Source organism: Pedobacter chitinilyticus (assembly GCF_003313385.1).
In the GTDB taxonomy this organism is placed as follows: domain Bacteria; phylum Bacteroidota; class Bacteroidia; order Sphingobacteriales; family Sphingobacteriaceae; genus Pedobacter; species Pedobacter chitinilyticus.
The window spans coordinates 1,001,508-1,023,709 of the sequence record NZ_QMHN01000001.1; the positions used below are offsets into that span (position 1 = coordinate 1,001,508).

General features: G+C 40.1%; 18 protein-coding genes. 5 read left to right on the forward strand and 13 right to left on the reverse strand.

Going from position 1 to position 22,202, the window contains the following annotated elements; genetic code table 11:
* Window positions 1–84: 84 nt before the first annotated feature.
* The gene (locus DUT70_RS04260; protein ID WP_113646033.1) at window positions 85–540 is read right to left on the reverse strand and encodes a response regulator; all 456 of its coding nucleotides are present in this window, start codon (window positions 538–540) and stop codon (window positions 85–87) included.
* A 119-nt stretch (window positions 541–659) separates the two neighbouring features.
* Between DUT70_RS04260 and DUT70_RS04265 the strand changes: the two genes are divergently transcribed.
* From DUT70_RS04265 to DUT70_RS04285, 5 genes are read left to right on the forward strand one after another with little or no spacing between them, the layout of a single operon-like run.
* Window positions 660–2,987: an Rv1355c family protein gene (locus DUT70_RS04265; RefSeq protein WP_113646034.1), complete on the forward strand. Its 2,328-nt coding sequence runs from the start codon at window positions 660–662 to the stop codon at window positions 2,985–2,987.
* Window positions 2,974–3,690, forward strand: coding sequence for a hypothetical protein (locus DUT70_RS04270; RefSeq protein ID WP_113646035.1), 717 nt, complete (start codon window positions 2,974–2,976; stop codon window positions 3,688–3,690). Before DUT70_RS04265 ends, DUT70_RS04270 begins: the two co-directional genes overlap by 14 nt.
* A complete protein-coding gene (locus tag DUT70_RS04275; RefSeq protein ID WP_113646036.1) occupies window positions 3,687–5,816 on the forward strand; it encodes a 7TM diverse intracellular signaling domain-containing protein in 2,130 nt (709 codons plus the stop codon). Before DUT70_RS04270 ends, DUT70_RS04275 begins: the two co-directional genes overlap by 4 nt.
* Before the next feature lie 13 nt (window positions 5,817–5,829).
* Entirely contained in the window at window positions 5,830–6,909 is a 1,080-nt protein-coding gene (locus tag DUT70_RS04280) for a hybrid sensor histidine kinase/response regulator (protein WP_113646037.1), read from the forward strand.
* Window positions 6,899–7,318 (forward strand): response regulator, encoded by a 420-nt coding sequence (locus DUT70_RS04285; RefSeq protein ID WP_113646038.1) that lies wholly within the window; start codon window positions 6,899–6,901, stop codon window positions 7,316–7,318. Before DUT70_RS04280 ends, DUT70_RS04285 begins: the two co-directional genes overlap by 11 nt.
* A gap of 30 nt (window positions 7,319–7,348) precedes the next feature.
* On the opposite strand, the gene DUT70_RS04290 is transcribed toward DUT70_RS04285, so the two are convergent.
* The 12 genes from DUT70_RS04290 to DUT70_RS04345 all read right to left on the reverse strand — a co-directional run bounded on the left by DUT70_RS04290 (window position 7,349) and on the right by DUT70_RS04345 (window position 22,005).
* The gene (locus tag DUT70_RS04290; protein ID WP_113646039.1) at window positions 7,349–7,771 is read right to left on the reverse strand and encodes a hypothetical protein; all 423 of its coding nucleotides are present in this window, start codon (window positions 7,769–7,771) and stop codon (window positions 7,349–7,351) included.
* Between the two features lie 124 nt (window positions 7,772–7,895).
* Window positions 7,896–8,594 (reverse strand): sulfite exporter TauE/SafE family protein, encoded by a 699-nt coding sequence (locus tag DUT70_RS04295; RefSeq protein WP_113646040.1) that lies wholly within the window; start codon window positions 8,592–8,594, stop codon window positions 7,896–7,898.
* The gene (locus DUT70_RS04300) at window positions 8,591–9,019 is read right to left on the reverse strand and encodes a FixH family protein (protein WP_113646041.1); all 429 of its coding nucleotides are present in this window, start codon (window positions 9,017–9,019) and stop codon (window positions 8,591–8,593) included. Before DUT70_RS04300 ends, DUT70_RS04295 begins: the two co-directional genes overlap by 4 nt.
* Window positions 9,020–9,254: 235 nt before the next feature.
* Window positions 9,255–10,622, reverse strand: a complete 1,368-nt coding sequence (gene ccoG, locus DUT70_RS04305) for a cytochrome c oxidase accessory protein CcoG (protein WP_113646042.1) — start codon at window positions 10,620–10,622, stop codon at window positions 9,255–9,257.
* Between the two features lie 192 nt (window positions 10,623–10,814).
* Window positions 10,815–11,738, reverse strand: a complete 924-nt coding sequence (locus DUT70_RS04310; protein WP_240432019.1) for a cbb3-type cytochrome c oxidase N-terminal domain-containing protein — start codon at window positions 11,736–11,738, stop codon at window positions 10,815–10,817.
* Window positions 11,725–11,907 (reverse strand): hypothetical protein, encoded by a 183-nt coding sequence (locus tag DUT70_RS04315; protein ID WP_113646043.1) that lies wholly within the window; start codon window positions 11,905–11,907, stop codon window positions 11,725–11,727. Before DUT70_RS04315 ends, DUT70_RS04310 begins: the two co-directional genes overlap by 14 nt.
* A gap of 4 nt (window positions 11,908–11,911) precedes the next feature.
* The gene (gene ccoN, locus DUT70_RS04320) at window positions 11,912–14,053 is read right to left on the reverse strand and encodes a cytochrome-c oxidase, cbb3-type subunit I (RefSeq protein WP_113646044.1); all 2,142 of its coding nucleotides are present in this window, start codon (window positions 14,051–14,053) and stop codon (window positions 11,912–11,914) included.
* Window positions 14,054–14,126: 73 nt separating this feature from the next.
* Window positions 14,127–14,306 carry a cbb3-type cytochrome oxidase assembly protein CcoS gene (gene ccoS, locus DUT70_RS04325; RefSeq protein ID WP_113646045.1) on the reverse strand — a complete coding sequence of 60 codons (180 nt, stop codon included), beginning with the start codon at window positions 14,304–14,306 and terminating at the stop codon, window positions 14,127–14,129.
* 844 nt (window positions 14,307–15,150) lie between these two features.
* Window positions 15,151–17,538, reverse strand: a complete 2,388-nt coding sequence (locus tag DUT70_RS04330; RefSeq protein ID WP_113646046.1) for a heavy metal translocating P-type ATPase — start codon at window positions 17,536–17,538, stop codon at window positions 15,151–15,153.
* A 247-nt stretch (window positions 17,539–17,785) separates the two neighbouring features.
* Window positions 17,786–19,132, reverse strand: a complete 1,347-nt coding sequence (gene hemN, locus DUT70_RS04335) for an oxygen-independent coproporphyrinogen III oxidase (protein ID WP_113646047.1) — start codon at window positions 19,130–19,132, stop codon at window positions 17,786–17,788.
* A complete protein-coding gene (locus DUT70_RS04340) occupies window positions 19,132–19,566 on the reverse strand; it encodes a Rossmann-fold NAD(P)-binding domain-containing protein (protein ID WP_113646048.1) in 435 nt (144 codons plus the stop codon). Before DUT70_RS04340 ends, hemN begins: the two co-directional genes overlap by 1 nt.
* A 1,086-nt stretch (window positions 19,567–20,652) precedes the next feature.
* Window positions 20,653–22,005, reverse strand: coding sequence for an alkaline phosphatase family protein (locus tag DUT70_RS04345; RefSeq protein WP_113646049.1), 1,353 nt, complete (start codon window positions 22,003–22,005; stop codon window positions 20,653–20,655).
* Window positions 22,006–22,202: the final 197 nt, after the last annotated feature.

Below are 22,202 nucleotides of genomic sequence, written 5' to 3' on the forward strand. Positions count from 1 at the left end.
AAATTTTTGGTAACACTAACAGTCAATTACAACAGTACGTTGTACGTATAAAACAAAAAAGTGTCTATGTAATGCTTGAGAGCCTTACGACAATAGATTTTGACGAGCGATAAATTCTAGCTGTTGGTTAGCAATCAAGAGCTTTTCGGTCAATTCCCTATTCTCTTTTCTGAGCGTATAAATTTCGATAGCCTTATCTATGTTGATTCGCAAATCTTCCTCCATCCAAGGTTTTTGGATATATCGATAAACCTGACCTTTATTGATTGCGTCAATTACAGCATCAATATCCGTATACCCCGTTAAAATCATTCTAATGGGCTCTGGATACTTCTCTAAAATCGAAGCTAAAAACTCAACCCCAGTAGTTTTTGGCATTCTTTGGTCGGTTATGATTACTTGTATATCTTCAGTATCCAAGATCTTTCGACCATCTTCTGCAGACTCCGCCGTAAAAACTTTATACATTCTACGAAAGGTTGCCGCAAAAGCGCTCAAATTATGTGGTTCATCATCAACGTAAAGGATATTCGCTGTCATTTCTTTGCTAATAAAAAGTTAAAAATACTTTTTTAATGTAATTCTAAAAAACTAATTTAGTCTTTTAGCCTTGAAAAACATGTTTCTTCCGCAATATTTTATTTTTCTCAGACCTAACAATGCATTCTAAAGCCGCACCCCAATCGTTAACGGAGCTTATTGGGAAAACCCAAAAATTCAATCAGATTTACAAGCCTACTAAACTGAATTTGAGCAATCAACAAGACCTCGTTCAGTTTAATAAAATCATACAAGAACAACCCAACCTACAGGTATTCGACACCATTAAATTACAAGTGAAAGAACTTGTAAAATGTTTGCAACCTTTTTTAGCTTTAAACCCCGCAAATGTAGATGCTGCTGTTGAAAAACGTTTTGCCGACATTCCAGAACATGAGTACGGCGTTTGGTTTTACTACCCTTGGTCAAACAAACTAGTCCATCTTTTAAATGAGGATGAATTTACAGTAGTAAGGACCAATAGAAATAAGCATAAAATCACCGAAGAGGAACAACAAGCCCTTGCCACCAAAAAAATTGGGGTGATGGGTTTATCAGTTGGACAATCTGTTTCATTAACCTTAGCCATGGAACGTGGTTTTGGTGAATTAAGGATCGCCGATTTTGACGAGCTTGACTTGAGTAACATTAACAGGATCAGAACGGGTGTACATAATATACAATTAAAGAAAACAGTGATTGTTGCTCGTGAGATTGCTGAAATAGATCCCTACTTAAATATAGTATGCTTCCACGAAGGTATTACCGACGAAAATATCCACCAGTTCCTTACCGAAGGTGGTAAGCTAGATTTACTGATAGATGAATGTGATAGTTTCGACATTAAAATCAACAGCAGGAAAATCGCCCGTGAACTACAAATACCTGTGCTGATGGAGGGTAGTGACCGTGGAACTATCGATATCGAACGCTTCGATCTTGACCCTCAGCGCCCTATTTTACACGGTATGGTGGATCATTTGGACATGGACAAATACAGTTCACTCAAAACATTCGACGAAAGGATACCTTATATTACTGCAGTTACAGGATTAGAAACCCTCTCCCCTCGTATGAAGGCTTCTGCAGTTGAACTAATGGCCACCATTTCTACTTGGCCTCAATTGGCCAGTGCAGTTACTTTTGGCGGTGGCGTAAGTGCTGATCTCTCTAGGAAAATCTTACTAAATAACCTCAAGATCTCAGGAAGATTCTTTTTAGATCTAGATGAAATGATTGCTGATCCACAAAAAGAAGATCATCAAGTAGAAAGCATACCAGAAAAGCAAGCACTAAGCCTTACCGAAATTGAAACATTCATTGCACAAAACAACCTTAATGATTGGGATAATACAGGTAAAGATCTCTCTGAACAAAACTTATTTCAATTAATAGAAGCCGCTAAAAAAGCACCATCTGGTGGTAACAATCAGCCTTGGAGATTTCACTACCAAAATAAACAGCTGCACCTATTTTTAGAGGAAAGTGCTACAGGTGCTTATTTAGACCCTCAGCTTATTTCTTCTTATACTTCAATTGGCGCCGCCATCGAAAATCTTTTGTTAACAGCAGCCATTCAAAACCTAAAAGTAAACTGGCAGCTCACGCCACACTTGGCACCTAAACACCTTGCTATTTTCAGTTTTACGGATGGTAATGGCCCAAGCGAGCAAGAAAAAGTACTGCAAAAGCAAATAGAAGCTAGACATACCAATCGGAAAGCACCGCCTAAACAAGAAATTAGCGAGGCCGACATGGATTACCTCAAAACTCTGGTTACACAAACCAATGGTGTTGAACTTACCTTTGTTAAAGATCCTGCAAAAATAAACGCCCTATCCAAAATAGCCACACAAGCTGATTTGCTCAGAATGTTTATTCCTGAAGCTCATGAGGATTTTATCACTCGCGAAATGCGTTGGACACCAACCGAAGCCAATGAAAGAGAAGATGGAATAGGTATCCATACCTTGGATTTGAGCAATAATGATCAATCAGGTATCCGCATGCTGCGTGATCGTAGAATGATTGATTTTCTAGAAAAAATAAAAGGTGGAAGTGCCTTTGGACGTCTCTTGGCACAGCAATTCAATACTTCATCAGCTATTGGACTAATCACCATCCCTAATAATGACGTATCTTCTTGGATAGATTGCGGCATTGCAACTGAAAGAATGTGGCTGGGAGCCACTAACTTAGATTTCCAAATACACCCAGTGAATGTTCCTCTGATCTTTTTTTATAAAAATTCTATAGAGAAAAACTTAACTTTAGCAGAAGAAAAAAGAATTGAATTAACTAAAGCAGAACACGAGTTAAATATTATTTTTGACGAGCCGAAAAACCAAATCCCAGCGTTTATGTTTAGGATTTTTAAGGCAAGCGCATCTCCAGAAAGAACCATCAGAAAGTCGAACAATAAAATTTTCTCCATTGGAAGAGCATAACTCAGATATAAAAAACATCCATTTCACGGCATTTAGGGCTATCAATGATAGAGAAGCCTGTATGCAGTTTGTGGAAGGACATAGGCGGGTATTGGAGATATTTGGGATTACTCAAATTACGTCGGCAAAAGCAGATTGGGTTTCCAATCCTGATGTTTACGTAATGCTGGTGACCGATGCCGATACTGGAAAAGCGTTGGGCGGTGGTAGAATACATAAAGCAAATAGAAAAAATCCCCTACCCATCGAAGAAGCCGTAGGTTACATGGACAAGAAAATCTACCAAATGGTGGATGATTATACCGACGCAGGAACTGGAGAAGTAGCTGGGGTATGGAATTCGTTCGAAATTGCTGGTTTAGGAATAGGAAGCCTACATTTAAGTACAGCCTGCGTGGCCTACTCTAAGTTTATAGGTATTACTACTTTATTTGGACTAGCTGCTCCCGCTACCTACAGAAACGTAGTGAGAGGCGGTTTTAGGGTAGTTACTGATTTAGGCAACAATGGCAAATTTTATTATCCCAAAGATGATATGACCGCTACGGTATTATTTAATCACGATATTATTGAGCTGCCTTTGACCTTAGAACCTCAAAGAACGATTGCTTTTGAAATGAGGAGAGATATTGTTTACAAAACAGAAATCACTTCTAAACAAGGTGATGCCGTAACCTTAACATTCGACCTATCCAGAACATGAAAAAGGGTATTTTTTATAGGCTGTTCATCATTATATCCATCCTATTTATTGGGAATAGCAAAAGCTACGCCACATCCGAAATTGATACGCTACCTTTTAAAACACAATATTACAAAGATGCCAGCAATCAGCTGCATATTGACGAAATTGATAAAAAGGTATTTACACCAGTACAATCAGACATCTTTAATTTCGGGGTAGAAAATGCTACTTTTTGGTTAAAACTCGATGCCGAAAAGGATTTGGTATTCAATAGAAATATCCTTTTGATAGAACAGGCGAGATTTTTAGCGGGCGAGATGTATTATCAAAAACCCAACAAAAAGCCCCAGTTAACCAAATCATTCAATTTTTTTAAGGACAGCACCCAAAAAGGTGCCCAAGGAATGGCTTATCTTTTACCAGATACTATTAAGAAAGGCGAAGCATTATACCTTAAGCTAAAATCTCACGAAGCTTTCATCACCAAAATTTCTATTGTTAACGAAAGTGAACTACATGATAAATATGCCCTAAAGGATATCATTTTTGGTATTTATACAGGGGTAATGTTAATCATGTTCGTTTATAACCTCTTCCTATTTATCATTGTGAGAGATAGAAGCTATATATTTTATGTTTTCTATATCTTCTTTACCTGGTTAACCCAAATTTCCATTCAAGGCTATGGCTTAAAATATATGTGGCATGCGAGTTCGCCAATTAACCACTATTCCGTAGTACTTTACTCACTAATAGGACTTGTATTTGCCAGCTTATTTACCACCTCCTTTTTAAACACCAAGGTATTTGCGCCTCGAATACATCGACTCATTAAAATATTCATTTTACTAACCCTTGCCAACATTTTGGTATTGTTTGTTGCCGATACTTACGTAGGCTTCATTACCATGCAGCTAACTACTGTTTTAGGTGTGGTCATCGCCTTATCGTCATCATACTACGTTTATTTTAAAAAGCATTTTAAACCTGCAGGTTTTTACCTTATCGCCTGGTCTATTTTATTAATCGGTGCCGTACTGTTTATCTTAAAAGATTACGGAGTTTTACCTTATAACACTTTTACCACTTACCTATTACAAATATCATCAGCCATTGAAGTCATGTTGCTATCATTTGCACTGGCAGATAAAATCAACTATTTCAAAAAGGAAAATGAAACTTCGCAGGCACAGGCCTTAAGAGCGTCTTTAGAAAACCAACACTTGATCAAAGAGCAAAACATAATGCTCGAGAAAAAGGTAAAAGAGCGTACCGAAGAAATAGAGAATACCAACCAAGCACTCAACGAAACGTTGAACAACCTCAAATCTACCCAATCTCAATTGGTGGATGCAGAAAAGATGGCTGCTTTAGGTCAACTTACAGCGGGTATAGCACATGAAATCAATAATCCAATCAACTTTGTCACGTCTAACGTAAAACCATTACAACTAGATATTGATGACCTTAAAGATATCATCAAAAAATATGAAGGTATTGATGTTGAAAAAGAAATTAAACCTCAAATAGATGCCATTGAAGCCTATAAAAAGCAAATAGACCTCGATTTCATCAATAACGAAATTACTTCCCTCCTTTCAGGAATTAGTGAAGGTGCAAAACGTACGGCCGAAATCATCAGAAGCTTGCGCAATTTTAGCCGTGTTGACGAAACCGATATGAAGGCCATCGACTTGAACGAAGGGCTTTTATCTACGCTAGTATTGATCAGAAACACCCTTCCTGATAACCTAACTGTTATTAAAGACCTAGGCAATCTTCCTAAAGTAGAATGTATGCCAGGAAAAATCAATCAGGTATTCATGAACTTGGTATCCAATGCCGTGCAAGCCATCAAAAGTAAAGATGTTCAGCAAGAAGAAGAATTCCTGACCATCAAAAGTTGGTACGAAGATCAAAAAGTGCACATCAGTATTAAAGATAGCGGCACAGGAATGACCGAGGAAGTTAAACATCGCATATTTGAACCATTTTTCACCACAAAGGACATTGGCGAGGGCACAGGGCTAGGTTTATCTATCGTATTCAGTATCATCGAAAAACACAAAGGACACATAGAAGTTGTTTCTAAAGTGGGTGAAGGAACCGAATTTATTATTACATTGCAGGTAAATACACTATAAACTAAACGGCAAAATGAGTATACCTACAGTACGTGTCTTATATATAGATGATGAGGAAAACAACCTTCAAGCATTTAGGGCAAGTTTTAGGCGACAATATGAAATTTACACCGCATTATCAGCAGCTGAAGGCCTCTTAATCCTACAAAATGTAGATGTACATGTAGTGATTGCCGATCAAAAAATGCCAAATACTACGGGTGTTGAATTCTTTAAAAGTATTGTAGAAACGCACCCAGATCCCATACGCATTCTCTTAACAGGCTACACAGATATTGAAGCCCTAGCTGATGCCATTAACCATGGTGATATTTACAGGTATATTACCAAACCATGGAACGACCTTGAACTTCACAACTCTATCAAAAATGCCTACGATGCCTATAAAGCTAAAATAGACCTTCGTAACAAAATGACCGAGTTGGAGAAAACAAACGATGAACTTAACCGATTTATCTACAGTATTTCTCACGAATTAAGAGCACCATTGGTATCTGTAATTGGGATTATCAATTTGGTGAAGATGGAAGATTTATATCATTCTAGTGGAGAATATTGGAGCCTCATTGAAACCTGCTCAAACAAACTAGACTACTACATTCAAAAAACCTTACAATACTATAAAAACACCAAAGATATTCCCGACCATAGCGAAATTGACTTCAAACAATTGGTTGGTGAATTGATTGATCTACACACCTATTCTGACAAGGATACTGGATTTAACGTAAGTATTAATCAAAATGTTAAATTTGTAGGGGATGCGTTTAGGATTGAAGTGATACTCAGCAATCTGATTTCCAACGCCATAAAGTATCAGAAAAGTAATGAACTGAACAAAACCGTAAATATTGAGATTGACGTTACCGATCATCAAGCAAACATCAATATCAACGACAATGGAATGGGCATTCTTAAAGAACACTTGGAGAAAATCTTCACGCAGTTCTTTAAAAGCAAAATGCACCACGGTAGTGGTTTAGGACTTTTCATTGTAAAAGAAGCATTAAATAAGATTAATGGTACAATTAACGTTAGCTCAAATATAGAAGATGGTACCACCTTTAAAATAACCATACCAAATGCCAAATAAGACCGGAAAAGTGTTGCTGATTGACGACAATGATATTGACTTAAAAATCAATTATAAAATAATTAAGTTGTCTGGCTTTTTTGATGAGATTATCCTATGCCAATCTGGAGAGGAAGGAATTGAATATATTAATAAAAACCTTAACGAACCTGAAGCATGGCCAGATTTCATTTTACTGGACATACAAATGCCAGAAATGGATGGCTTCGAATTTCTAGAGATCTACAAGAATTTCTCTACGGAGTTTTTGGATCACTGTAAACTGGCCATCCTGTCCTCTACGCTCGATTTTGGCGACATCAAGAAAGCGGAAGCAAATCCATTGGTATTAAAGCTGCTGAAAAAGCCTTTATACCCAAATGAGCTGCAAACCTTATTGCATAAACATTCAACCCTATTGGGAATATAACCTAATTATCCAAAATATTTAAAGGCCAGCTTAAAACAACAAAGCTGGCTTTTTCATTTTGTGTAGCGGAATATCAATCTCCTGAAAAACACATTCCTTATCAAACATATTGAATTCCAAAGTTTCCAATAAAATACCTGAGTCAGTCTTTATCTCAAGCTGATGCTTACCCACCGTAACCTCCTTAACTACAAATACATTAATTAAATTTTCAGGCTTTTTCAAGTCCTTGCAATCATTAACGGGGCTGGGTCTACCCGTATTTACCACCTGAATTGTGCCACTTTCTTTACCATCAATAAAAAATTGAAGGTTTAAAGTTGCATCGCCCTTGTATTTTAAACCAATGGCATACTGTCCAAGTTTTTTGTTGAAGTTGTCTTTGTCGCAAGAAGAAAGTAAAAAGAGCGCAATAAATAGCAGAAAAATCGAGGCGTTGATTTTTTTAAACATGGTGATGGTTTAGTTCTTAGTTGTTTGCGGCAAAGATGTACAATATTTTAAAAAAGGCCAATACCTAAACATAGGTATTTAACACAAGTCAAATAGATTTTACAAATGATATCAGTAAAGTACTTTAATTACAACGCTCTACCGTACCATAAGCACTGTGCGTGTGTGGCGACAAGAAAGGAATGTTTAGATTAGAAGCCCTTAAAATAAAAAGAGCCCCCATAAACAAAGCAAACCATGGAATTAGTTTTTGACTATTGAACCTAAAGTACTTCTTTAAATAAACACCACCTAAAGAGATAATAAGCATTAAAGGCGTGGTGCCTAAGCCAAAAAGCAACATAAAACCAGCACCAGAACCTGAATTTGCTGAACCAAGTGCTGTAGCTAAAGCCAAATAAACCATTCCACAAGGAATCAATCCGTTTAGCATCCCCGCAAATAAGCCCCAAAAAGGCAGTTTAAATATCTTACCCATTAATTTGCTAATGGGCATTACCAAACGACTTTGTAAACGTTGTAATGAAGCCGTGTAACTTCCTGTAAGCTGTAATAGGGTAAACACAATTAACACCACCCCAATCACAAAGCCCAAGGTTTCTTGCTTTGCAAAAACAGAGAAGGTATTCCCAAGCAGTCCAACCAATAAACCCAAAAAAGTATAAGTGGTCACCCTTCCTAATTGGTACAATACCACCTGCAAAAGGTTTCGCCAGTTGCTTTCACCATTTAAAGGCAACCCCAGTACAATTGGTCCGCACATCACGGCGCAATGCACACTGCCTAAAAACCCCATTAAGAAAGCAAGCGGCATTAAACTCATATCGTGATTTCTTTTACAAACAGATAATCTTTGCCATTAGAACGCCATGCCAATTTTAACGACCACAGACCTTTATCCATATGCGTAGCATCAATAATAATCAAATGCGCATCCCCTATGGTTTTGCCTTTGCTGCTCATGTCTTTTTTAGCTTCCGAAGGTCTCATTAAAGTCAATTGGTAATCGGCTTCATCTTTCAACTGTAAAATGATTTGGCTTTTGCTTATTTTAATAACAGGCGCTGCATCATCATTTAAGGTATTGCTTTTGGCATCGTATTCTTTATCGTAATGAATGCCCTTTTCGTAGTAATCGTCTTCTACCAAAGCATCGTTACCGTGGGTTTTAAACATATACACCACCATACTAATGATAAACAGCATAAATGCCGCCATTCCTAAAACTATTTTTGTTCCCCAGTTCATTTTTATTAGTGATTAGTGGTTAGGTATTAGTAGTTAGTATTTAAATAAGTAGTTTCCTAAATTCCCCTATTTCAGAGGTACCCAACGGGCGGGTGTTTTTTCATGGTTTAATCGATGATTTGTTTTATTGGTTAATTGATGATTTGCTTAATCGGTTAATTGTAAAGCCGCCAACTGAAAACTGCCAACTGTAAACTGCCAACTGTAAACTGTAAACTGATAACTGTCAACTGAATCACGGTTGTGAAAAGAACGTTGTCTTCGCATTGCTAATCACCTTTCCTCTAGTTTCTACTTCAAAACCAACCTTAGTCTTAAATGCCTCAATATTTTTCGGTTGTTTAATCAAGAAAAACGTCAAATGCGCACTGCCTTCCTTTGGTAAAATGGTATCCGCTTGTATAAATTCAATCCTGTCCAGTTCATCTGCCGATTTAAACACGAACTTAATGTCCTTATTCGTTTTATTAATCAGTTCAGCATTATACAAATTGGCAATACTTCCATCAGGTCTTTTTTGGTATAAAGTACCACTGGCTCTTAAAACGGTCGTCTGTACATCTTCCCTTTTATAAATTAAAGAAGAGAAGATAATGATCACCAGCACCAAGATCACAGCATACCCATAAGCTTTAGCTCCTACCTTAAATGGATTTCTGTTCTTGATAAAATCGTGGTTATAAAAACCAATCAACTTTTTAGGCTTGTTGATTTTTAACATCACTTCATCACACGCATCAATACAAGCGGTACAGTTTACACATTCCAACTGCGTACCTTTTCTAATGTCAATTCCCGTTGGGCAAACCTGCACACACAAGCCACAATCAATACAATCGCCTTTTAAGCTTTGGTCTTGGTGCTTTTGCAGGTGTCCGCGAGGCTCTCCTCTGGTTTCATCATAAGCTACAATTAAGCTCCTATTGTCTAACAAAACCCCTTGTAGCCTACCGTAAGGACAAATTACGGTACAAACCACTTCTCTTACATAAGAAAATACTCCGTAAAAGATGAACGTGAAAATCCAGATTGAAATGAAACCAACCGTATGTTGACTGATAGGCTCGGTGATAATTTTATACAAAGCATCAGATCCAATGATATAAGCCAAAAACACGTTAGCAATAAGAAATGATATGGCCAAAAACAAAAAGTGCTTAAATCCCTTCTTAAACACCTTCTCGGCATTCCACTCCTGCGCGTCTAATTTCTTTTGCTGATTAGCATCACCTTCAATCCAATACTCAATACGCCTGAACACCATCTCCATGAAGATAGTTTGCGGACAGGCCCAACCACACCATAATCTGCCCAAAACCACCGTAAAACAAACAATAAACAGAATGAAAATCAACATCGCTAAGGCAAAGAGATAAAAATCCTGTGGGGTGAATATCAAGCCAAAGAACACGAATTTCCGTTCCAAGAAATTGAGCAGTACCAATTGCTCGCCGTTGAGCTTAATGAATGGACTCGAAAACAAAAGCAGGAGCAATACGTAGCTCAGCCATTTCCTCTTTTGGTATAAGCTACCTTGAGGCTTTTTAGGGTAAATAAACTGTCTGCCCCCGCTTTTTTTTGGTTTGTCTTGTTGTTTTGCCATTACTCGCTATTCTTTACTACCAATTAGCACTAACCTTTCCCAAACGCGTCATTTCGACCGTGCCTGTCCCGATCCTTCGGGAGAGAAATCTTTGAGCTATACCATCTGTCATTCTGAGCGCAGCGAAGAATCTCTAAGTGGTTGTGCATAATCAAGAGATTCCTCGTTCCTCAGAATGACAAGCAAGCTAACTTAATTCGCCACCACCTCCTCTGCAGCCGCATCGTACTTCTCTCCCTGAGGCGCTTTAGGATTAGCTGGCTTGCTACCTTGCAACGATAAAATATAATTAGTTACCGCGCTGATATTAGCCGAACTCATGTTCTTTTCCCAGCTTACCATTCCCTTTTCAGGCACCCCATACTTCACTACTTTAAAAATATCCTTTACCCCACCACCATGTAGCCAAAACTCATCTGTAAGGTTAGGACCAACCAAACCCTCGCCATGCTGACCATGACAAGCAATACAATTGGCATCAAAAACACCCTTACCCACTGCAATTTGCGACGGATCTACCTTTACGCTATTCTCATCTACCGAAGAAGCATTTTTAGCCAAGAACTGCTGTTTGGCCAAATTAGCTTTGGTCATTTCCGTTTGATACTCATCATCCTGTCTCTCGCCATACTCCCCAATATGATAGTAGTATAAATAACCCGCTGCAAAAATCAATGTGCCATAAAACAACACATTAAACCAAGTAGGCACGGGATTATTCAGCTCCTTAATCCCATCATAAGCATGCGGAATTTCCAAGTCCTTCTCTGCCGATAGCGGCTTTAAACTCAACAACTTGGTCCAAATGCTTGGTTTGTCCCCTTTTTGTTTCTTCCACTCCTCGTAATCCAAAGCTTCTTGTTCATGTTTTACGTAAGGTGTAGGATTCATTTTCTCCTTATAAATCACCTTAAAGCTATTGTACAAGGTAATGGCAACAAACAGCAGGATAATAGAGAAAACCAACAAAGTAATGATCAATAATTCGGTGGTAGTTACTCCTAAAGAAGGCTCTGGAATAACTACTGCGGTTTCTTCCGCAGCCGCTGCAGCATCCTGTGCAAAAACACTAAAGGCGGATAACAACAACATCATCAATAAACTAAACTTCTTCATATTCATCAGGTTGAGGTTCGTTAATAGGTAGGTTACTCATTTCAATAATATGGGTCTTGTTCATTTTAATCAGGTAGATACCCACCATGATGAAGAAAGCCATAAATATCAGTAGCGATGCAATCAGGTAAAACTCACCTCCTGCTAAATCTTTTATTTGCTTAAACATAATTTTACTGGTTAGATGGAATAGTCGTTTTATTAGCTTTAATATCAGTACCCATACGTTGCAGGTAAGCAATCAGTGCCACAATCTCACGATCACTTTTTACCTCAATGTTGTTCTGTTTCAAATCAGCGGCAATAACATCGGCCTGCTCTTTAAGTTTAGCCTGCGCTACCTTGTCAAAATTCTCCCGATAAGGCACACCCAAGGTTTGCATCGCTCTTATTTTAGCCTCTGTTTGGGTAGTATCCAATTTTTGGGTAATTAACCACGGATACGGTGGCATGATACTTCCAGGCGACATGGAGGTAGGATCCAACATGTGATTGTAGTGCCATGCATTAGAGTACTTTCCGCCAATACGGTGCAAATCAGGTCCTGTACGCTTACTGCCCCATAAAAACGGATGGTCGTAAACAAACTCTCCAGCCTTACTATATTCACCATAACGTTCTGTTTCCGATCTAAACGGACGGATGGTTTGCGAGTGACAGTTCACACAGCCTTCCCTGATATAAAGATCCCTACCTTCCAGTTCAAGTGGGGTGTAAGGTTTTACGCTCGAAATGGTTGGTACATTGCTCTCTATGGTAAACGTTGGCATCATTTCTACCATCCCGCCAATCAAAATCACAATCATCGAAAGCACCATAAATTTCATTGGTTTACGTTCCAATACACGGTGCCATTTTTTATCTGCAGGATCTTCGTTAGTCACCACTTTCTCCAAGGCCATCGCTTCTGCCGCTTCGTTAGCCACCAACTTACCTCTTAACATGGTTTTAGCCAAGTTGTAGGTCATTACAATAGCCCCCAATAAGTACAATGCACCACCAATAGAACGTAAAATGTGCATTGGGATAATCTGTAAAGTAGTGGTTAAAAAGTTGGCATATTTCAACAAGCCCTCGGCAGTAAACTCTTTCCACATTAAACCTTGTGTAAAGCCAGCCCAATACATTGGAATTGCATAAAACAAGATCCCCAAAGTACCAATCCAGAAGTGGAACGATGCCAGTTTTTTAGAGTACAGTTCTGTTTTATAAATACGTGGAATTAACCAATATAGCACCCCAAAGGTTAAGAAACCATTCCAGCCCAAAGCACCAACATGCACGTGTGCTACAATCCAGTCGGTAAAGTGAGCAATCCCGTTAATTTGCTTTAAGGATAACATGGGACCTTCAAAAGTGGCCATACCATAAGCAGTTAAGGCTACCACCATGAACTTTAGGGTTACATCTTCACGAACTTTATCCCAAGCCCCACGCAACGTCAACAAACCGTTAATCATACCACCCCAACTTGGTGCAATCAGCATCACCGAAAAAGCCACCCCCAGCGATTGTGCCCAACCTGGTAGCGAAGTGTATAACAAGTGGTGAGGCCCTGCCCAGATATAGATAAAAATTAACGACCAAAAGTGCAGAATACTCAATTTATAAGAATATACAGGGCGATTGGCCATTTTAGGTAAGAAGTAATACATCATCCCCAAATAAGGGGTAGTTAAGAAAAAAGCCACCGCATTATGCCCATACCACCATTGTACCAAAGCATCCTGTACACCAGCAAAAACATAATAACTTTTTAAGAAAGAAATAGGCAGCTGAAAAGAATTGACAATGTGCAACACCGCAATGGTCACAAACGTAGCGATGTAAAACCAAATGGCAACGTACAAATGACGCTCCCTACGTTTGATAATGGTACCAAACATATTGATCCCAAACACCACCCAAATTAAGGTAATGGCAATATCAATAGGCCACTCAAGCTCTGCATACTCGTGCGATGAAGTAATCCCCAAAGGCAAAGTAATGACTGCCGAGACAATGATGAGCTGCCAACCCCAAAAGTGAATATTGCTTAACAGGTTGCTAAACATACGGGCTTTCAGCAAACGCTGTAACGAGTAGTAAACCCCCATGAAAATGGCATTGCCCACAAAAGCAAAAATCACCGCGTTGGTGTGTAAAGGTCTGATACGACCAAAAGTAGTGTACTGGTTGCCCATGTTCATTTCGGGCTTAAACAGTTGCATGGCAACAAGCAGTCCAACCAGCATTCCAATAACACCCCATACAATGGTAGCGATACCGAAATTTCGAACGATCTTATTGTCGTAGGTAAATTTTTCTAGCTGCATAATGATTAGAAATAGATTTGTTAATGTTTAAAGCAAAGGTATTGTAGCCACTACCCGCGGCTCATGATGAGCATTAGTCGGAAATATGATCCTGATCACTTTTTTCGTCTTTCACTTCATCATCAAAAAGGATGCGTACACTCGGTGTATACACGTCATCATGCTGACCGTTTTTTAGCGCCCAAAAGAAAGCGCCCAGAAAGATCAAAGCCACCAGTACGCTACAGCCAATTAAGAAATATAAGATGGTCATGTTTTTAGGGATTAGTGGTTAGTCTGTTGATTATTATTTTTGTTCATTAGTTCATTGGGGTGGACTCCTGCCATCCAGAGCGAGCCTGTACCGACTCTTCGGTAGCGAAGGATCTTCTTTAAGCACTGGTTATTCGTTTAACTGTTTAGTTGGTTAACTGGTTATTCCGTCAATAGCACTTGTCATTCCGAGGGAAGTGCAACGACGAGGAATCTCTAGATCATTGGCTGTTCTTTTGTTTCATATCTCATTATTTTAAGCTTATCCCGCAACTCATAACTTACAACTCGCAACGCTTGGTTACGAATTAGCACCAACCTTTCGGGATCTCCATCCCACTAGCTTATCATCAAATTATCACATTCACTAATCACCATTCCCGCAACTCGTAACTTACAACTCGCAACTCTTGGTTACGGATTAGCACCAACCTTTCGGGATCGCCATCCCATTAACTGATCATCAAATTATCACATTCACTAATCACCATTCCCGCAACTCGTAACTTGCAACTCGCAACGTTTGGTTAGGGATTAGTCTTTGGGTTAACTGATTATCCGTTCATAGTCCTTGTCATTCCGAGGGAAGTACAACGACGAGGAATCTCTAAATAATTGATTATTCTTTTGTTTCTCATCTCACTATTTTAAGCTTATCCCGCAACCCATAACTCACAACTCACAACGCTTGATTACGGATTAGCACTAACCTTTCGGAATCTCCATCCAATTAGCTTATCATCAAATTATCTCATTCACTAATCACCATACCCATAACTCGCAACTCGCAACCTGTAACTCCACTAACCACTAACCACTAGCCACTAACCACTAACAACTAACCACTACCTCAACCTATTCCTCCTCGCAAAATACCTCGTCGCCAAACTCGTAAAACTAATAATGGTAATCGTGCTAATCGGCATTAATACCGCTGCTACCAAAGGATACAAAGTGCCCTGTACCGCATAATACACCCCAATCAAATTATAAGCAGTAGCAATGGCAAAGCTGATTTTAATGGTCTTCAGTCCATCGCGGCTCAACTGAATGAACTTAGGCAACAAACCCATCGAAGTCCCTTTCATAATCGCATCACAACCAGGGGTAAAATTGTTGATGTTGTCCGTAATGGCGATGCCGAAATTAGCCTGTTTCAAAGCACCAGCATCATTTAAGCCATCCCCTAGCATCATCACCTGCTTATCACGAGCCTGTAACGCTTTAATCTCCGCTAACTTCTCATGCGGACTTTGGTTAAACAGCAAAGGTGTCGACGGTTTAAATACCGATTTCAACAATTGCTCATCCCTATTCGTATCCCCCGATAGTACTTTTAAATCAAAGTCATCATCCAGTTCATTAATTAAGGCAGCAATCCCTTCTCGCCATTGCTGTTCTACCGTAAAACAACCTTTATACTCCTCGTCAATCACAATATGGACCCCGCCATTATCATGAGCAGGCACATCAAAAGGCAAAGCACGTTTGCTCCCTGCATAAATCATCCTACCATTAACCACCCCCATAATGCCTTTACCCAATACCTCATTATATTTAGCGATGGCGTAAATTTTACTAGGGTTAAGTACTTTAAGCACCTGTCTGCTCAGCGGATGCGAAGAATTATACAGCAACGAAGCCACCAGCAATTTCTCTCCTGCCGACAAACTGCCTTCAAACCTAATTTCCGACTGATGTGTACTGGTCAGCGTACCTGTTTTATCAAAAACAATGGTATCAATAGCAGCCAATTGCTCTAACGCATCCGTATTTTTTACATAAAAACCCTTTTTATCAAATACCGAAAGAATGGCCGATAACGTAAAAGGCGTACTTAAAGCCAATACACAAGGACAAGCCACAATCACCACCGCGGTAAAGGCCGACCATGCTTTGGTGCTATCATTTTGCCACAGCCAATAGCCAGTGGCGGCAAAAGCAATGACAAACACCCCAATGCTGAAATACTTGGCAATGCTATCGTTAAAGTTCTGTTTCTTCACATCACTCTTGTAAAACTCCTTGTTCCACAAACCTGTTAAGTAACTTTGCGAAGCCGGTTTAACCACTTCAAGCTCTATCGCTTCGCCCATCTGTCTACCCCCAGCATACACAATTTCACCCAAAACCTTCTGCTGTGGCTCGGCTTCGCCAGTTACAAAACTCATGTCCAACCAAGCATCTCCCTTCATCAAGATGGCATCGGCGGGCACTAATTCGCCATTGCGTATCAATAGTCGATCCCCAACGACAATCTCGCTAATGGCTACCGGTTTCTCCCGGTGATCTTTAAGGGTAGTAATCGCAATAGGAAAATACGAGCGATAATCCCTATCAAACGAAATGTGATGATAGGTGCGTTGTTTCACCCATTTCCCCATCAACAACAGAAATACCAATCCCGTCAACGTATCTCCAAAACCAGGCCCAGTATTAAATATGGTAGATATAGCCGTACGAATAAAAAGTACAGCGATGATGAGCGCCAGCGGCGTATCCAGATTAACAAATTTCTGTTTTAAACTCGCAATGGCCGAAGTAAAATAATCTCTGGCACAGTAAAAGGTTACTGGAATACAAAAAGCCAGATTTAACCAAGCAAACAAGTACTGAAACTCCTTTTCCAAGGCCGATAAACCGAAATACTCAGGAAAGCTGAACAACATCACATTGCCCATACAAAACCCCGCAATGGCAATCTTCCAAATCAACTGCTTATTAACCGAATTACTTTTCTCCTTCACCACATCCTGCAAACTAATCAAAGGTTCATAACCTATTTGGTTAAGGATTTCAACCACCCTACGCAACGAAACCTGTTCGTGCTTATAGCTAATGGTGACTTCCTTCTTTAAAAAGTCAATACGTGAACTGAAAATAGCAGGGTTGATTTTATATAAATGCTCCAACAGCCAAATGCACGAACTGCAATGAATGGCGGGAATATAGAAAGTAACAATGGTATTCTCGTTGTCTTTGTAATTGATCAACTGGGTGATAATGCTTGGCTCATCCAAATACTCATAATGCCCCTCCTCCTTTACCCGTTGCCCAGGCGTATCATTATAAGCATAGTAATTGCACATGTTATTTTCAGATAAGATCTGATAAACACTCTGGCAACCGATACAGCAAAAATCCTTCTCATCGTAGCTTAATTTCACCGCAGGCAACTGATCGCCACAATGATAACAAACTGCACTTTGGTGGGTAATGGTTGTATTGCTCATCTTTGATTATTCTTTTAACACCTAAAATTTATTGCTGATCAACTATGTGTCTATGTGGTTAATCTTTAAAAAAATCTATTATTGAACCACATAGACACATAGGTTGATCCCCTCTATTTCTTTCAAGCATGCTATGTGCCTATGTGGTTAATTTGATGAAAATCTATTATTGAACCACATAAACACATAGGTTGATCCCTTTATTTCTTTCAAGCATGCTATGTGCCTATGTGGTTAATTTTTAATATTAAATCGCAGCACTAAACAATTGCGTTTGTGGTTGCTTTTGCCATAGCCTATCATCAAAGGCCATACAAACGTTCCGCAGAAACGATCTCCCCAAAGGCAATATTTTCACCTCTCTGTTCCTAATCGCCACCAACCTATCCGCAATCATTGGTTGCAAACGCTCCATTACCTCAACAGGCACTTCCCCGTCAAAGCAAGTACTGCTCTGACACATCAAGTTTAAAATATGTTGCCTAATGCGTAAATCCTCCCCAGTCAATAAATGACCCTTTTGCACCGCCAAATCCCCCTCCAAAATATGCTGCTTGTACTCCTCTACCGTTTTAGCATTCTGCGCAAAAGCAGTTCCGCAATCACTAATCGATGAAACCCCAAGCCCCAACAAAATTTGCGTATGCTGATCCGTATAACCCATAAAATTGCGGTGTAACTTGTTTTCCTGATAAGCCACATACAGGCTATCTGTTCGTAAAGCAAAATGATCCATACCAATCTCCTCGTAACCAGCAGCCATCAACATTTCCCGACCCTTTTGGTACAAAGCAAACTTCTCATCACCCTGCGGAAGATCCGCCTCCGTAAAATGGCGTTGTCCAGCTTTGATCCAAGGCACATGCGCATAACTATAAAAAGCAATCCGATCAGGCTTTAACCCAATCACCTCGTTAATCGTTTCCACAAGCCCTTCCATCCGCTGACCAGGCAAGCCGTAAATTAAATCGTAGTTAATAGACTGATAGCCCAAATCCCGGGCAAGCGTGGTAATATGCTGTACCTGTGCAGGCGTTTGGTAGCGGTTAATCATAAACTGTACCTTAGGATCAAAATCCTGAATACCAAAACTTACCCGTTTAAACCCAAGACGGTATAAAGTCTGCAAATGCTCAAGCGTGGTATTATCAGGATGTCCCTCAAAAGAACAAGCCACCGTAGCCTCAAATTGCGATGCCCCTGCAATACCTTCCAACAACTGTTTCAGGTTAGCCGCACTAAAAAACGTAGGCGTACCACCACCCAAGTGTATTTCCTTAATTTTCGGACGCTCGCCCAATAATCCCACATACACTTCCCACTCCCTAAGCAAAGCCTCAATATAAGGCAGTTCCACGCCGTGGTTTTTAGTAATACGCGTATTACAACCACAATAAGTACACAAACTCTCGCAAAAAGGCAAATGAAGATAAAGGCTAATCCCCTCCTCCCTATTCTCCCTATAAGCACTCAACAACCTCGATTTCCAGGCTGGCCCTTCAAAACTTTCGCTGTCCCAATAAGGTACCGTCGGATAACTCGTATACCTGGGAGCAGCAATATTGTACTTGCGCAAAAGTTCAGTAGTTTCCATCAATGCCCCTTTTCCTTAAGTGAAGCACCACAATCATTTGGACAACAACAAGCCTTGCCCACACATTTGCCAGCAGCCCAATTATCTAAATTCTTAATCACCTGCTGCATGCGAGGCATGGCCAATTCCTCCCCCTCTTTAAAAGGCACATTGGCAATTTTAAGACCTGCCTTTCCAGCAGCAGTTAAATCAATATGCTTTGTTTCAAAAGACGAGGTAGCAATATATTTAATGCCCAATGCCCTTAGGCCCATGATCAAATCTTGATCTAGCGGATCCTCATTAAACACAATCAATACCTCCTTGCCCTGTGCAAAAGGCAAAGTTTCGCCACTTAAGCTGTTGGCAATAATGGTAATATCATGCTTCTTGTGATTAGCCAATACCAGGCACTCTTTTTCCTCAGGTTTAATATTATAGGCAATTGCTTTCATCCGTTCTAATTATGTACCTACAAAACTAGCTAGCCCCTAAGCCCTAGGAGTTGAGCGTAGTTATCAGAAAAAGTGATATTCGTCACAAACGGAGTAGTGGTTAGTAACTAGTGGTTAGTAGTTAGTAGCTAGTACGGCCAATCGTGTCATCTTGAGCGCCCTTTGTCATCCAGAGTGCAACGAAGGATCTCTAGTAGCTTGGTTAACTGTTGATGTGTTTAATTGGTTAATTGTTGTTACAGCAGGTGCGCTAATGTAAATTGTTAACTCATAACTGATAACTGCCATTCCTGTCATCCTGAGCGCCCTTTGTCATCCAGAGTGCAACGAAGGATCTCTAGTAGCTTGGTTAACTGTTGATGTGTTTAATTGGTTAATTGTTGTTACAGCAGGTGCGCTAATGTAAATTGTTAACTGGTAACTCGTAACTCATAACTGGTAACTCATAACTGGTAACTGACCACTGATAACTGATAACTGATAACTGCTAATTGGCAACTGCTATTCCTACAGCGTCATCCTCGCGTATGCGGGGATCTTAAAGCGTATCGCTATCAAATCTTTCCTTTCTATCGCTTTAGGGTACCCAATCGAGTTGGGTATGACGACAGCATGATGCAGGCCCTTCCCAAGCACACTCTCGCCCTTTTAGGAAGAACCGAAGCGTAGCAAGCTCATTGATGCCAAAATACAATAGCGTACTTATCAATAGATGTCCAAAGGACAGAGAGGGTGATATATAAAGAAACCTCCCTCTAACTCTTCCGATGAATCGGAACAAGTACTCCTTAAGAAGGAGAGAGAATTGTATAGAGATAACTCATTCTATTCTGATTAAATCGAACGAGCACTTCTTAAAAAAAGGAATTGGCAGTACCAAATACAAGTGTATCAAGCACTACCAATCCCCTTATCTGTATATAAAAATCCCAAAAGACGATATCAGAACAACAAATAACCAATCAACTACTAATCCGCGGAGGCAACAAATAACCAACTAACCAGTTAAACAAATAACCAATCAACTACCCATCTAAATACTAATATCTAACTACTAAATACTAACCACTAACCACTAGCAACTAACTACTTCTTCACCGGAACCATAATCCCAGGATACAACACCCCATCAGTAACCAAATTAAGATGAAGCAACTTGGCAATTAACGGTGCAATATCTTCCTGCCCCATTAAAGGCAACACCACACCAGGTTTAATCCCTTTACCAAAAGCCACAAAACCAGTCTGTATCTCTTTAAAATCAGGCAAATAACCATGCGTACCCCCACTTACCGAAGCCAAAAAGTCGCCACTGGCCGAAGCCCCGAAACTAAAACCCTGATGAGCCGCTAAGGCCAATACCGCATTCGGATCACCCTGAGCCTTAACCAAAGCCTCCTTGTCTAACACCTTAAACATGCGCTTCATACCCTCAGGCAATTGCGCTAAGCCCTGCACTACCTTAGCCAAAGTCGATTTATCCTTAGGATCCCTTAAATGCAAAAAGGCCGAACCACCACTCTGTTGAAAATAAGCCTTCCAGCCTTCTTTATTCCCATCATCATACAAACCCAATTGCGCCAATAACACATTCGGTTTAAACTGCGTGTGGATGTCCACAAAACCATGATCCCCAGTAATGATAAACGTGGTGTTCTTGGCAATACCAGCAGCCTCTACCGCATCAATCAAGTTTTTAATCGCCACATCAGCACCCACTACGGCCGACCTCACCTTATCACCATCCCTGCCTTGCTCATGCTCAAAATGATCCGTTGCCGCAATATGCAGTGCCAAGAAATTAGGCTTGTAGCGCTTAATGATATAAGCCGCCATCCTGGCCTTGTTTTGATCATTGCTGTTATAATCCAACGTCGCCCCAAACTCACCAAATTTCCCAATCGCATAATCCTGCACCTCCTGCACCAACTCCTTAGGGCTCGACTCCAACAACATAGCCTTCACCTCATCCTTCTTCTCGCCCTTATTTTGCGGTAACACCACATACTCAGGCAAATTATATGTAATAGGCGCACCCACCGTTACTGGCCAGCTCACACAAGCCGTCGTTAAACCAGCATCCTTCGCAGCAGTCCACAACGTAGGCACCTTAATGTCCTTATAATACCAAAACCACTTGCCCGAGATCCCCAAAGGCTCCACAGGCGTATTGTAATAAATTCCATGCTTAGCAGGCAACACCCCGCTCACAATCGTAGTATGCGAAGGATAAGTCACCGTAGGAAAACTGCCACGCACCCCTTCCGCATAAGCACCAACCTTCATCCCCTGACGCACATTCACCATGCCCCATTGCGCATCCATATAAAACTCAGGTCTCAAACCATCCACACTAATCAATATCACGTGGTTCTGCTGCGCCTGCGCCACCATAGCGCCCATGCCCAAACCTATTATCAAAGCAAATACTCTTTTCATCATGCTAATTTTTAATGCTGCGAAGATATTGGCCCTACATGCTGTGGATATTATCGAAATGTTAAGTTTTGTTTAGGAGATAGGGATTAGGGGTTAGGAGTTAGGAGTTAGGAGTTAGGGGTTAGGGGCTAGGAGTTAGTAATTAGTAGTTAGTAATTAGTAATTAGTAATTAGGAGTTAGTAATTAGATATTAGTA